A 13,047-nucleotide genomic window follows, 5' to 3' on the forward strand; every position below is an offset into this window, starting at 1 on the left:
GTCGATCCAGAAGTTGCGGTTTAGGTAGGACGATATGAGTGATCCGTTAGATACTGTCTTTGCTGCCTTGGCCGACCCCACCCGCAGGGCGATTCTGACTATGTTGCTAGAAGACGACATGGCCGTCACGGATGTGGCCGAGCCGTTTTCAATTTCTCTGGCGGCCATTTCCAAACATCTGATGATCCTCACCCGTGCCGGGCTGATCGCGCAGGAAAAACGCGGCCGGGTGAAATGGTGCAAATTGCAACCAGACGCCATGCGTGGGGCCAGCATCTGGATGCAAGGGTTTGGCCAGTTCGAACCGGTTCATCTAGAGGCGTTTGAGCGGTTCCTGGCGGCTGAACTACCCGACAGGCCCGACAAATAGCTTCAGGCCATTGCTGGCTTTGGCTTAGACTCGTCTTTTAACAACATCAGCAACGCAATCACCGTCATCAAGATTCCCACCAGAATCAGACCCGTTGGCGCAGAGCGACCCAAGGCGAGCTCCCAAACGATTACCCAACTTGGCGTCAGGTAGGTATAGGCCATCACCTTGGCCGAAGGCAGATTCAGCGCTGCAAACTGAAGCAGAACAAACGTGGCTGAACTGGCGCAGATCGCCAGATAGCCAAGCCCGATCCAGACCATCGTCGGCAATTGCAGCCAATTGGTGGCCCGGATGTCGCTCCAACCAAACACCAACAAGATTGCTGAGCCCGCCACCAGCATACCAAAAGTGAACACCACAGCAGGTTCACCGCGATTAAACTTGCGCACCAATGGCGTATAAACGGCATGCGCCACGCAGCCCCAAAAATAGATCATCTCCCCCTGGCCAATCTGAAAGGCGCGAAAGGTCGCCCAATCCGCCCGAAAAATCACCCACAGAGCCCCGGCGCCGCCAATTGCCAGGGCCAGCGCCATACGAGGCGTGGTAATCTGGCGTAGCAGAAACCATCCAGCAATCGCACTGATCACCGGGGTCAGGGTAAAAACGGCCGCAGCACTGACCGGCGCGGCTGTTTTTAATCCGTAGAACATCAGCACAAAATAGATCGCAAACATCCCGCCCAGCAGGACAAATCGCCAGGGCGCACGGAATTGCTCGACCCGCAACCCATGCGTCGCCATAGCCACCGCGCCGATCACCATCGCCGCAACGATAAAACGCGCGGCATTTAGTGCCGCTGGGGCAATGTCGTTGGCGATCATTGAACCCAGAGAGAAGGACCCGGCCACCAGTGCAGAAAACATCAGCATCGCCAAATGGCCGCGCATTGCATTGCTCATTTACACCAATCCTTGGCGTTATCCTTCAAAAACGACAGAAAGCTCTGCACCTTGGTGGTGCGGTGCAAATCAACATGAGTGACCAACCACAGCCGCCCTTCCCATTCCGTCAAATGATCCATCATCTGAACAAGGTTTGGATAACGCTCGGCCTCCCAGACGGACATAAAGCCAATTCCAATTCCCGCCAGGACTGCCTCTTGCATGGTTACGGTATTGGTACAGCGAAACGAGATTGCCTCGTCGGGTGCATGCTCTTTCAGCCAGCGGGAAAACGGCGCGCGAGGGGTTTCATCATCGCTTCCGATGAACTTGTGATTGCCGAAATCCTCCAACCCTTTCAGCGGCCCGTACTGATCGACATAGGACTGTGTGGCATAAAGACCGACCTGTTGCGGCATGAAAGGTTGTACAACGTTGTCAGGCTGATCCGGTGCGGACCCCGCTCTGATCGCTACATGCGCCTCGCCATACTCCAGCCGGAACAGACGATCACCTGTTAGATAACGAATGATCAGGCCAGGATGCATATCCTGAAATTTCTTGAGCACCGGCACCAGCATATGGGCAAAAGACGCCAGTGAGGTCACCACCAGCTCTCCCGAAACATCATCACCCTGCCCCTTAAGCCGCCCAACCAACTGATTGAACTGATCATCCGTCGCCTGCGCCACACGCAACAGGTCCGCTCCGGATTCTGTCGCGGTATACCCTCGGGCATGGCGTTGGAACAGTTTCACGCCCAGTCTGGCTTCAATGGCATCAATATGACGGATCACGGTGGCGTGGTGCACACCCAGCACCTCGGCCGCACCGCTGACTGTACCCATCCGCGCAACCTGATAGGCGGTCCGAACTTCGTCCCAATTGTCCATTTTGCTGCTCCTTAATCACGCACAATCTGCGCATATTCGCACATCTTATGTGAGTTGTCAGGCGTTGCGTTCAAAATTGCAATGACCCATTTCTGTTGTCAGCAAACAAACACAGGACAGCCGACATGACACAGACCGTATTGCACATCGATTCCTCCGCCCGCTATCAAGGTTCCACCTCGCGCAGCTTAAGCGCACAAATCGTCGAGCGTCTAGGTGCCGATGAGGTGATCCGCCGTGATCTCGCCTCTCCGCTGCCCCAGCTGACCGAAAACTGGATCAACGCCAACTTTACACCTGCCGATGACCGCGATGCCGTGCAACGTGATTTGCTGGCCCTGTCTGACCAACTGGTCGAAGAGCTAAAGGCGGCTGACACCATTGTAATCGGCACTCCGGTCTACAATTTCGCAGTTCCCGCCAGCCTTAAGGCCTGGATCGACCTGATTGCCCGTGTGGGCCTGACCTTTTCATACTCTGAAGCCGGCCCCAAAGGATTGCTTGAAGGCAAACGTGCCATCATCGCTGTCGCCTCCGGTGGAACTCAGTTTGGCTCGGACATCGACTTCTTCAGCGGATACCTGCGCCACATCATGGGCTTTGTCGGCATCACCGACGTGCACTTTGTCGCCGCTGACGCCCTGATGGCCGATGCAGACGCCGCGATGGCGCGGGCCAACACCGCGATCGATGCGCTGGCCGCCTAAACCGACATCTGCCGTCGACCAACCAACGGTCGGCGGCGGGCTACTCTTGCACCCAGCCCCGCCATCGGCCACGCTGCCCGAAATTGCAGTAACAGGCGGGTATTTTGATGAAGAAGATTGGCATTCTTGGCGGCGTTGGCTGGGCCTCAACCGTAGATTACTACCGCGCAATCGCCAAAGGTTCCGGCACCTTTTTCGAAGCCCAGGGCGCCACATCCCCCTTACCCGTTCCCCCAATCACAATCGAATCCGTCACTCAGGCCCACACCCGCAGCCTGCGCGGCACACCGGGGGACGAGGCCAGCTGGGCTGCGTTCGACGCCGTATTCCGCGCGGCAATGTTAACGCTGGAAAACGCGGGCTGTGATTTTGCACTGATGGCCAGCAACACGCCGCATACCCGCCTGCATGCGATCCGCCGGGGCGTAAACATCCCAATTGTCAGCATCCTCGAAGAGGCCGCCAAGGCCACCGCCGCCGCTGGCGCGACCAGTGCCTTGGTCCTCGGCACAGCTGTCACCATGCAGGCCACCAACTATGCCGAGTCTCTGGCCTCCCACGACATCACCAGCAACGACATGCTGGCGGACCCTGAAATCGCCGAAATGCAGGCGATGATCGACGAAGACTTCTATTCAGGTGGCTCTGACAAAGCGCGCGACCGGTTACTAGCCTTCTGCAAACGCCACGCCACACCCGACACAGCCATTCTGCTGGCCTGCACCGAACTGCCACTCGCCTTTCCTGATCACATTGATGACGTCAGCTTCCGGGCCGAGGGCTTTCTATTCGTCAACCCATCCGCCGCCCACGTCGCTGCCGCGTTGAACTTGGCTCTGAGTGACGAAAAAGCGGCTAGCGCCTCAGGGCGGACAACTGGAGAAAGCCCCTAATGAATAGCAGATCCGACAATTCGATTGAAACTTATCGGGGCGTTCTATGGGCAGATGCCGAGTTGCAGAAGATTGAAATCGATTACGAACAGGTTTCAATTTGTTTGACAGAAACCTCTGGAGCTTCGAAATGTGTTATTTGTAGCGGCTACACTGGTCATTAGATGGTTGGGTTTTGGGATGAAATAATTATTTCAGAAGCTAAGATATTCCATGAACATGAATTTTTAGAGCGCTGTAGGGTCAACATAGCAAATCGACTTGGGAAGAAATGTGCTGATTCAGGCTCGATCGCACGCAACAAAAGACAGTCGCTCTTGCTGCAAGTGGAGTTCGCCGACGGCAGCAAATTTAGAGTGGCGGCTGCAGAATTTACCGCCACGACAACCTAGGCCAGTTCAAGCTGGCGAAACGGCGTAAGAAATTCCGACGTTCACCATTATCAGCAAACCGCCCGCGCCTCTGTTTAGACCATCCCCAACGCCTCGGCAGCATGTCTCGTTCCATGGACGTCGCATTGAGTATTTTCAGCAAAAAGAAACCCCAAAGGCACATTACCCCTACGCTTCTTTTTGCCAAAAATACTCATAACACAACAGATCAACAATGGCCGTGCGCCCCACTGGAGTGTTGCACAGACAGCGTACGCTATGTTCACCGGAAATTTGTCCCTCGTGCAGCAAACTCTCCTCAATCGCGATTACCGCTGGGCCTGACACCCCGGCATTTGGAATTGGGCCCCGCACCAAGGGGCACGCAGAGACAACGTTTAGCCTGTGGGACTGATCTCCCGCCCGCATCCGCATTGGCGACGTCGCCATTCATAACTTTGCTGCTACGATTTACGGCAAGACAGTATCACAAACAGTCAGCTACCGACCGAGCCCCCGCTTGGTTGGCAAAAGCTGCTGCGCTAAATGACTTAAATTTGGAGGGACACGTGCAGGAAGTCTGCCGGATAGTTTCTTAGCTAGACAGTTCACCACAAACAGACACAAAATTTATTATCCAACATCATTGATCCACTGCAGGCACAGTTCCGCAATTTCCTTGTCATTTCTCTTCTCCGCCAAACCCAAATACACCCTCTCGACTATTCCAGCCGTGAAACAAGAGTAAAAAGGGCCCTGACCCGACTCACTAGGCACGTCGACACCGTACCCTTCCAACCTCTTGTAAACATTTGTTTCCAAAATAAAAATTACATCGGAATTCAGGCTTTCCCCAAACACCTTTTGCGGAATGGAATATATATGAGCTTCATCCATTGGGATAACCCTCTCAAAAGTAGAGAGCAGAATAGCAGGAACAAAAGCTTTATCGTTTTCGTCTTTTGAGAAGGAAACAATGACATCTGCCTCACCACCAGAAATCCAGCCACCATTTGTTGCAAAGATTGAACCACTGCTATCATGCTTATACAAGAAATTGAAAAAATTTGGCGGCGCCGCGTGAAGGCTTACACTTCGAGCTTCGTTAGCAAGAGCAGCAGTAACAAACAACCCGGCCCCCAAGCTTATGACTAAAAGAAGAGATTGAACCATCCGAAGAGCTGATTTATTCATTAATACTTCCTTTTAAATAACTTCAAATCGCCACCTTCCGGCACCAAATTAAAAGACCGCATTGCCACCTAGACAATCCAGCTCATCCAAAAACTAGGGCATTAATCCTGGCCCTCACACCCAATTCACCTCACAGCCGATACGCTCAAAAAACGCCGTCAGATCCGCGCGCCTTATCGCCACGGTCCGGGTGTTCACCAGCGGATGCATATAGATCACATCAGCCTGTTGTGCGGCAGCGTCCATATAGAACTGTACCTCGTTCTGCACCCCGGTGATCATCGACAGCGGCGTCACCGCGCCGGGAAACAGACCCAGATGCTGCATCAGCCGCTCGGGTGATCCAAACGACAGTTTACCAACCCCCAGTTCTGCACCCAGTTCCTTCAAGTCGATCTTGCGGTCCTGCTCTAGCGTCACCAGATAATTGCGCTTTTTGCGATCCCGCAGGTACAGATTTTTCACCCGCAACGCGTTCTCACCCGGCACCACCATTGCCGCCTCAACTTCTTTGGCCTCGCCAACCGAATGTAGCGGAGGGTGTTCATGCAGCACATACCCCAACCCCCATTCATCCAACTGCGCCAACAGCGCGTCTGACGATAGCGGCATCTGATCCAGTTTTTGAGGTGAAGCGTTCATAACATCCGTCCAAATTTGAGTAGATGTCAAACGGGCTACTTCATCCTGTCTTTCGTGTCTAACCACTCCTGAAAAATTCTTGGTAACACTAGGATCGACACAAAGAGCACGGCAAAACACGCCGCAATAACAATTGCGGGGTCAACTATTCCCTTCAGCACGAAGGGAAGGCCGAAAATCGAAAAGGCCGAAGTGATGCAAACGGTAATACCTAACATCAATCGAATTGAAGCAGACAATTTCATAAGACCAAGGATCGCCAACATCGAGTTGAATTGCAAGGAGCAGAAAGAGCCAGTGCCCGACCAATTACAGCCGGGCACCAAAAGTTTTGGATAGCTTGGCAGCCTTATGCCTCGGCAAAGTCCGCGCGCTTGGCTTCTTGGTAGTGGTCAAAATCGGTACTGAACCAACCGGTGCCGCGGGTGACACTGGCCAATGAACTGCACAGCTCATCCTGAACCGCCATCGGCAGCAGGGTTTCAAACACATCCCAACCGGCAGCATCGGGATTGTTCTCAAACCCCAGGATCTGCCCCTTCATACCGCTGACCACCGGCACCAAGCCGCCAGTAAACACCGAAGGCACATGGATATGCACCCGCATGATAGGCTGTAACAGCACCGCGCCCGCCTCTTTCAGCGCCTCACGCACCGCGTTTTTCCCAGCCATACGAAAGGCAAAGTCTGAGCTGTCCACCGAATGGTGTTTTCCGTCTTTCAGGATCACACATAGATCATCAACCGGATGTCCGTTCAGCCCCTCTTCCAATGCCTCGCGGGCGCCCGCCTCAACCGACGGGATATAGTTCTTGGGCACAGCACCGCCTTTGATATGTTCCTCAAAGTGAAAGCCACTGCCGCGCGGTTCCGGGCGTATTTCAATCTTGATATCCGCAAATTGCCCGGCCCCACCAGATTGCTTGCGGTGACGGTGCTGGATTTCAACGGCGCGGGTAATGGTTTCACGCAGGGCGGGTGGCACGACGGCCTCTTCGACCTCGATACCAAATCCCTTTTTCAGCATCCCAAGCAACCGCCGCATATGCAGCGGACCCTGTGCATTCAGCACTGCGTGACCAGTCTGTGGATGTTGCTCAACCACCAATGCCGGGTCAATTTCACCCAGCCGTTCCAGGGCCACAGACAGTCTCGCATCATCGCGATCCCGCACCGGTGTCACCACACGGCGAAAGGTTGAAGGATGTGGTTGCGCCCAACCCGGCAGCGCAGCACTGCCATCGCGCATATAGGCGTAGCCCATGTTCAGATGGTCAGACTTCACCGCCTGCCCCAGGTCACCAGAGGCCAGCCCGCCACCGTTCGACCCTTTGGCCAGCCCGGTTAACGATCCTAACGTTGCACCGGCCACAGGCACGTCGCTGCCCATCGCGCCATCCATCGCCCGCACTGTAATTGTCTTGCCCAGATGTTTAACCAGATCCGCCAGACAACCAATGCCAACCACCTCGCCACCCAGTTTTGATTTGCCAGACAGACGTTTTAATGTTGCGCCCACATCCGGGGCCTCGTGCCGCAGTGATTTCATCAACCGCATGACACCGTTGCAATGACTGGCCGCGCCCAGCAGCACCGGCAACAAGTCATTGTGTTGTAGCACCTTGGTGGCAACATCATAAACTTCATCCGTCAGGATCTTATGATCTTCGATCAGTTCTTCCATCAGGTGATCATCAAAATCAGCCAATGTCTCCAGCATCTCACCACGGGCTTCTTGCTCGCGGCTGATCATGTCGCGGGGCAGCTTGATCAGCGCCGAAGGTCTGCCTTCGTTGTATTTCCAGGCCCGTTCCGAGATCAAATCAACTGCGCCGACGACCTCACCATGCTCGCGCATTGGCACCTGCCGCAGCACCAGATTATGACGGCAATAGGTCTGCAAGGATTCGACAATTCGCGCCACCCGGTGTGGTGCTACATCCATGCGGTTGATAAAAAGAAAGGCGGGGATGCCCGCCTCTTCGATCAACCTGAGATACGGTGCGCTGAGCACCGCCGCCTCAGCATCTGCCGGGACCACCAGCACCGCCGCATCACTGGCCGCCAGAGCAGGCCCCGCCTGTGACAGGTTTTCCGGGCCACCGGCAACATCAATCGCAGCCCAGTCTTCTTTCATAAATTGGAACGGCTGCAACGCCGCCACCTGCGCCACGTCCTGACGCTTGCCAGCCGTGCCCTCCAGCGCGGCCAAAGCTGCCGCAAGTGTCGACTTACCCGACTGCGACGGCCCCAAAATCGTAAATACCCTCATACTCAATTTCCTCCTCGGCGTCCAAATGGCTGCACGAAAGGGAAGCGCGGATGTCTCAGCCGCGTTGACTGTCTGAATATGAGCTCTGCCTCGCCCCGTCTGGTCGCTTGGTGACCCCCCGGTTCGGGAGTCGGGCCATGGCGGTATGGTTCCGAGTGTTTGCCAAGGGGCGGCTGGGGTCAAGGGCCGAATGTCGCACAAACTGAAAATGCGGTCTTGGAAAAACAGCGCGAGCTGTTTCTTTTCAATTGCGGATCCAATCCTTGCCCAAACTCCATTGGACGCCATGCAGATCGGCAAATCAAGCGATCCCAAAGTTTCAGATACACCACAACCGAGAAAACATCATTCCACTACTTTATGGCAATCAACGAAATGCGGCACAAATTTAAAAACCTTGTTGGGGCAAACGGCAACCAAAGGTGCATATCAACGCACTACGACAGATGTGCCTATACCATAAAGTGTACACATCCTTCACAACACCCATAGTTCCCCGATTACCCGCCCTGAATTTGAAAGATTCCAGCTAGGAAACCAGAACAAATGGGTAGAAATTTACTTCCAAATATCCCTTAGTTGACTAGTTCATCAATAAAAACAGGGATTAATACATGACTATTAAAATAAGTATCGTTGCCGCTGACATCGAAGGCTCGGCTGAAGTGAATATCAATGGCGACGAAGTTTACCCAATTAGGGACGCTGACAAACCCGCGTTTCATCTGGATAACCGCATTAAAGATGTAGTCAAGAGTTACGCTCTCTCGCATCTCAAAAACAAGAATGGCGCTTCTGACAGCGACAGCGATTGTTATCCAAACGATGCATATTTGAGCAGTAATGAAACGACCCTCTATGGAAATACAAGTGGAAACCAGTTAATGTTCGGTTGAGAGCAATGAAGCACAACGTACGGTTCGCAGAACCGGAGGTGTTAGCCGTTGGGCATGCCGAATTTGGTTTCGATGTGAAAGGATCTGTTTCAAACAGTCATATTGCGGTCGATGCGACCTTTGTTGAGCGCGTCACAAAGACGACAAACAGGTCTGTAACCATTGGGATAGGGCAAGAAATCAAGTACGGGATTAGCGTTCTTGGCACAGGTGGGGAAGGCACAACGTCCTTTAATATCAGTTCAACTGTTGGTGAGGGGTTCGCTGAACAAAAAGAAGTTAGAGCCAGCATATCCGCAGGACAGGATTTCAAACTGGAGCCCGGGCAAAAAGCCGTAGGAACAGTTTACGCGCATCGAATGAAAATGCTTGTCGATCTAGATATCGAGGCCACGGTTGAAGGTGCCATTGCGTGCAATTTCAACCCTCGCGTGGGCGGCAGCCATTACTGGGGCATAGACGCGTCACAAGCAATTCAGGCCAATGGAATGGCACCAAGAATTGTCTACTCCGAAACCATTGAGGTTGAATTTTATACCAATTTCAAAGTTGACGTAAAAGGAGTGTAATTGCCTGACAACATCAGAGTAGCTCGACCGATAGGTGTCAGAAACCTGTACGCCAAATTGAGCATAGCTACTTTTCAATTTCTTAAGACTTCTCGCCAATTGGCGACCACCAAAGCGAGCTAGTCCCGAGAATTGATGACCCGCCACCATAACTGGTGGCAGGTCTTTTTGCGTTTTATTTGGCGGGCAAGGTCATCAACAGAGGGAAAAGGCAAAGAATTCTCGGATTACATAAAGGCGTTATTGACCTTGGCGGTGGTTAGACATCTTTGCATGGCCCGCTAACAGTTCCAAAACCGCTTCCGGCTGCACGCTGCAATTGCTCCGACAACGGCCAGCTTCGTTGCTCCGCTCTTGCTCGCATACCTCAACTGAGGCAAAGTTATATGCAAACGAGGGATGCCATTCTATCGTTGGGCTTGTTCGCAAAAGGACCAGCGCAGCACCCCTCTTCTGGAGGAGAATGTCATGACATCCAAGACCTCAGAATCCACACCACCGGACAAGCTGGCGCCGCGACCGTCGTTCATTCCCAAGGTCAACAAGATGACTGCGAGCGATATCACTGCCTCGCTTAAAGCCGGGTTTTCGGACTTTCTGGCGCGCCCTGTCATGAGCAGCTTTTTTGGTCTGTTCTATGCTGTTTTTGGCATCCTGTTTGTGTGGTGTCTGGTCTGGCTCGGCAAAATCTGGATGATCATTCCCGCCATCATCGGCTTCCCACTGGTCGCACCTTTCGCCGCCGCTGGGCTTTATGAAATGTCCCGCCGGTTGCAAAAGGGAGAGAGCTTCGGGTGGTCAGACATCCTTGGCGTCATGGCCAATCAACGCAAACGCGAAATGGGCTGGATGGCCTTTGTCACGCTGTTCATATTCTGGGTGTGGATTTACCAGATCCGGCTATTGCTGGCGATCATCCTCAAAAATGCATCCTTCGCGGATTTTGACGGTTTTTTGAGCACAGTATTCTTCACCCCGCAGGGCTGGACCTTCCTGGCAGTTGGAACCTGCACAGGTGCAATTCTGTCGGCTGCACTGTTCTCGGTAACCGTCATCGCTATGCCTATGCTGCTCGACCGAGAAACCAATTTCGTTTCCGCCATGCTCACGTCCATTCGCGTTGTCACGGAAAACCCAGTGATCATGCTCTCCTGGGCGGCGATCATCTCGGTCACCATGCTGTTGTCCCTGGTTCCGGCCTTTCTCGGCCTGATCTTCACCCTGCCGATCCTTGGCCACACCACATGGCATCTGTATCAACGAGCTCTACCTCCAGTCGACAAAAGCCCAGTTGAACCGTCATCTTGAAATGTTGGGTTATTGTCGGCGCAGACCTTGTGCAAAAGGGCAATTTGCACCTAGCATGGCCAAACCATTTTTACCTTGAATTAGCCTGGTTAGATTTCCGAGGGGGATCGAGCCAGTGAACAGGCGCTATTCACTGAACGCCGTTTGTCATCAACGAGGAGAACGACATGGTGAACGGCTTGAAATTTGACGGGGTGCTATGACCGCTTGTTTTTGCGCGATCCCGCCCGAGTCATCAGCCAAGGCCGCAGCGATGGCGAAAATGTGTGCGAGCCTGGTCGTGCCGCCGATGATGCCCGCCGCAATGGTCAACCTGCAAGCAGCCGCAAGTGCAACCGCCGCGATTGATCCGTTTGCGGACATGGCAGCTTCGGCGCTTCCGCTGAGCAAGTTCACGATGCCAGAGGTCGGCTTTGGATTGGGACCCTTAGTCAAAATTGCAGCCGTCCTAAAGCTCCTGCCAAACAAAATGGCCCTGTTTGACCCCATCAAACTGCAGGCAGAACTCGACGCCATGGCCAAAAGTATCGCGCCACAGGCTGCTTCGCTCAAGGCGATGGCCAGCGTCAACACCAGTGTAATGGTAAAGTTTTCTGCGATGGCATCTGTTGTTGCGGAACTCAAAGCCGCTGGTCTGGATCCGTTTGAAGTCGATTTCGCAGAGAGCGTAACAGAAAAAATCGGTAGCGCCCCCCGCCCAAGCTGGTCTCCGACCCTGCCATTGGGCCTTTTGCCAAAACTGCAGTTCCTGGCCAGCCTGCCGCCACTGGCAGAGATTACCGAAGAGCTGGACATCGCTCCCGGAGCCGAGGCGGCGCAAAAGTTGTCGTCGATGCTAAAACCGCTGTTGCCCGTGGTGATGATGCCATCCCTGCCAATCCAACTCATGATCAAGGCCTCAATGACCATGTCGATGGTCGAAAACATCTCAGAAAACCTTCAGATGGGTAGCCCCGAAGCCCGCCAGAAATCAGCAGCAATGATGCGCATGATGGCCTCTGCAAATCTGAGTGTGACACTGGCACCTCCGCCCCCGCCCCCACTTGGTCTTCCGGCTTTGGAGGACGTAAAGATCGGAATGAAGATGGCCAAACAGGGATTTATCTCCGCTAAAACAAGCGGTGTCGCGATTCCGGAGCTGTCTTTCATTCCCACTTTGCAGGCTGTTCTCAACATGCGCATGACGCTGGCGCAACTTACCAAGGCACCCCCGATAGGATTTTGCACCCAGTGCGGGGTTTGAGTGCCTCTTGCGGTTACCTGCCATTTTTTCAGCTGGGGTTTGCAGAGGTTCGCCAACACGGACAACACTTTGGAATTTAGGTGCGACTTTCAGCCTGCGGATTTTTCAAATTTACCAGCTGTGCGGACAAAACTGTCGTCACTCAAGGCAAGACCTCTTGAGTCATTCTAGCTTCTGATAGCGGCGTACCATCTTCAAAGTCGCCCAGATGGGTTAGAGCCAATGCTATCACTTTCTCAAGTGCGGCGACATCGAGTTCATTGCCGTAAGTGTTTATCTTCAGGTGGTTCGTGTCGTCATACCGCGTAACATCTGCGATATGTTGCTGGTCTCCATCCCAAAGCTCAAGGGACTTCGTGTTCTTGCGAATATCTCCGACGGTCTGCCAATCAAGCTTCATCATTGCACATTTCTATCAGACGCAAGTTCCGTTGCAATGGGCTCAAAGCTACTAATGATTGATCGCGGCATCTGTCCGGCACCTAACAACGAAAACGGCTATCCGAACCACACATTGTAAAAGCCGTCCGCAACACATCCCAGCAACTGATCCTCATCACCAAGCCGAGCGACCGCCTGCCCGTGGGGTGGCGATCCAACGCGCTTGAAGGCCACTTTATGCCTGCAACATCCGTACGAGATTGGTCTGACGCGGCAAGCCCACCAAATCGCCAGCCCGCCGGTACGGGCAGGCGATCGCGCGGCGGCCTACGGCCTTGTTCCGCGCATTGTGAAAATGCCAAAGCCTCGACCCGTTTTAGCTTTCCCATCCAAGCAAAGACTATAAGTCTGTGTGGACTTT

The 13,047-nt window shown here is 53.7% G+C and carries 13 protein-coding genes; 7 read left to right on the forward strand and 6 right to left on the reverse strand.

The window, feature by feature from the left end:
* Positions 1–34 precede the first annotated feature (34 nt).
* Positions 35–370, forward strand: coding sequence for an ArsR/SmtB family transcription factor (locus tag GO984_RS18020; protein ID WP_157023987.1), 336 nt, complete (start codon positions 35–37; stop codon positions 368–370).
* A gap of 2 nt (positions 371–372) precedes the next feature.
* On the opposite strand, the gene GO984_RS18025 is transcribed toward GO984_RS18020, so the two are convergent.
* Together GO984_RS18025 and GO984_RS18030 are read right to left on the reverse strand one after the other, a co-directional pair.
* Positions 373–1,275: a DMT family transporter gene (locus GO984_RS18025; protein ID WP_138163828.1), complete on the reverse strand. Its 903-nt coding sequence runs from the start codon at positions 1,273–1,275 to the stop codon at positions 373–375.
* Positions 1,272–2,150 carry a LysR family transcriptional regulator gene (locus GO984_RS18030; RefSeq protein ID WP_157023988.1) on the reverse strand — a complete coding sequence of 293 codons (879 nt, stop codon included), beginning with the start codon at positions 2,148–2,150 and terminating at the stop codon, positions 1,272–1,274. The genes GO984_RS18025 and GO984_RS18030 overlap by 4 nt, the downstream gene beginning before the upstream one ends.
* A 125-nt stretch (positions 2,151–2,275) precedes the next feature.
* On the opposite strand from GO984_RS18030, the gene GO984_RS18035 reads away from it, so the two are divergent.
* Together GO984_RS18035 and GO984_RS18040 are read left to right on the forward strand one after the other, a co-directional pair.
* Positions 2,276–2,857 (forward strand): FMN-dependent NADH-azoreductase, encoded by a 582-nt coding sequence (locus tag GO984_RS18035; protein ID WP_157023989.1) that lies wholly within the window; start codon positions 2,276–2,278, stop codon positions 2,855–2,857.
* A 107-nt stretch (positions 2,858–2,964) separates the two neighbouring features.
* Positions 2,965–3,750 carry an aspartate/glutamate racemase family protein gene (locus GO984_RS18040; protein WP_157023990.1) on the forward strand — a complete coding sequence of 262 codons (786 nt, stop codon included), beginning with the start codon at positions 2,965–2,967 and terminating at the stop codon, positions 3,748–3,750.
* A gap of 1,004 nt (positions 3,751–4,754) precedes the next feature.
* On the opposite strand, the gene GO984_RS18045 is transcribed toward GO984_RS18040, so the two are convergent.
* From GO984_RS18045 to GO984_RS18055, 3 genes are all read right to left on the reverse strand, one after another.
* On the reverse strand, positions 4,755–5,315 hold the full coding sequence (locus GO984_RS18045) for a hypothetical protein (RefSeq protein WP_157023991.1): 561 nt from the start codon (positions 5,313–5,315) through the stop codon (positions 4,755–4,757).
* Between the two features lie 114 nt (positions 5,316–5,429).
* On the reverse strand, positions 5,430–5,957 hold the full coding sequence (locus GO984_RS18050; protein WP_157023992.1) for a prolyl-tRNA synthetase associated domain-containing protein: 528 nt from the start codon (positions 5,955–5,957) through the stop codon (positions 5,430–5,432).
* Between the two features lie 349 nt (positions 5,958–6,306).
* Positions 6,307–8,229 carry an elongation factor G gene (locus GO984_RS18055; protein ID WP_157023993.1) on the reverse strand — a complete coding sequence of 641 codons (1,923 nt, stop codon included), beginning with the start codon at positions 8,227–8,229 and terminating at the stop codon, positions 6,307–6,309.
* A 614-nt stretch (positions 8,230–8,843) separates the two neighbouring features.
* Here GO984_RS18055 and GO984_RS18060 point away from each other — a divergent pair.
* The 4 genes from GO984_RS18060 (at position 8,844) to GO984_RS18075 (ending at position 12,245) form a co-directional block, all read left to right on the forward strand.
* On the forward strand, positions 8,844–9,125 hold the full coding sequence (locus GO984_RS18060; RefSeq protein ID WP_157023994.1) for a hypothetical protein: 282 nt from the start codon (positions 8,844–8,846) through the stop codon (positions 9,123–9,125).
* A 5-nt stretch (positions 9,126–9,130) separates the two neighbouring features.
* The gene (locus tag GO984_RS18065; protein WP_157023995.1) at positions 9,131–9,694 is read left to right on the forward strand and encodes a hypothetical protein; all 564 of its coding nucleotides are present in this window, start codon (positions 9,131–9,133) and stop codon (positions 9,692–9,694) included.
* Positions 9,695–10,162: 468 nt separating this feature from the next.
* Positions 10,163–11,002 (forward strand): DUF2189 domain-containing protein, encoded by an 840-nt coding sequence (locus GO984_RS18070; protein WP_157023996.1) that lies wholly within the window; start codon positions 10,163–10,165, stop codon positions 11,000–11,002.
* Between the two features lie 199 nt (positions 11,003–11,201).
* Complete coding sequence (locus GO984_RS18075) at positions 11,202–12,245, forward strand: hypothetical protein (RefSeq protein ID WP_157023997.1); 1,044 nt, start codon at positions 11,202–11,204, stop codon at positions 12,243–12,245.
* Between the two features lie 142 nt (positions 12,246–12,387).
* Here the strand turns inward: GO984_RS18075 and GO984_RS18080 are convergent, their stop codons facing one another.
* Entirely contained in the window at positions 12,388–12,648 is a 261-nt protein-coding gene (locus GO984_RS18080) for a hypothetical protein (RefSeq protein ID WP_157023998.1), read from the reverse strand.
* Positions 12,649–13,047: the final 399 nt, after the last annotated feature.

This window comes from Parasedimentitalea huanghaiensis (assembly GCF_009753675.1).
GTDB lineage: Bacteria > Pseudomonadota > Alphaproteobacteria > Rhodobacterales > Rhodobacteraceae > Parasedimentitalea > Parasedimentitalea huanghaiensis.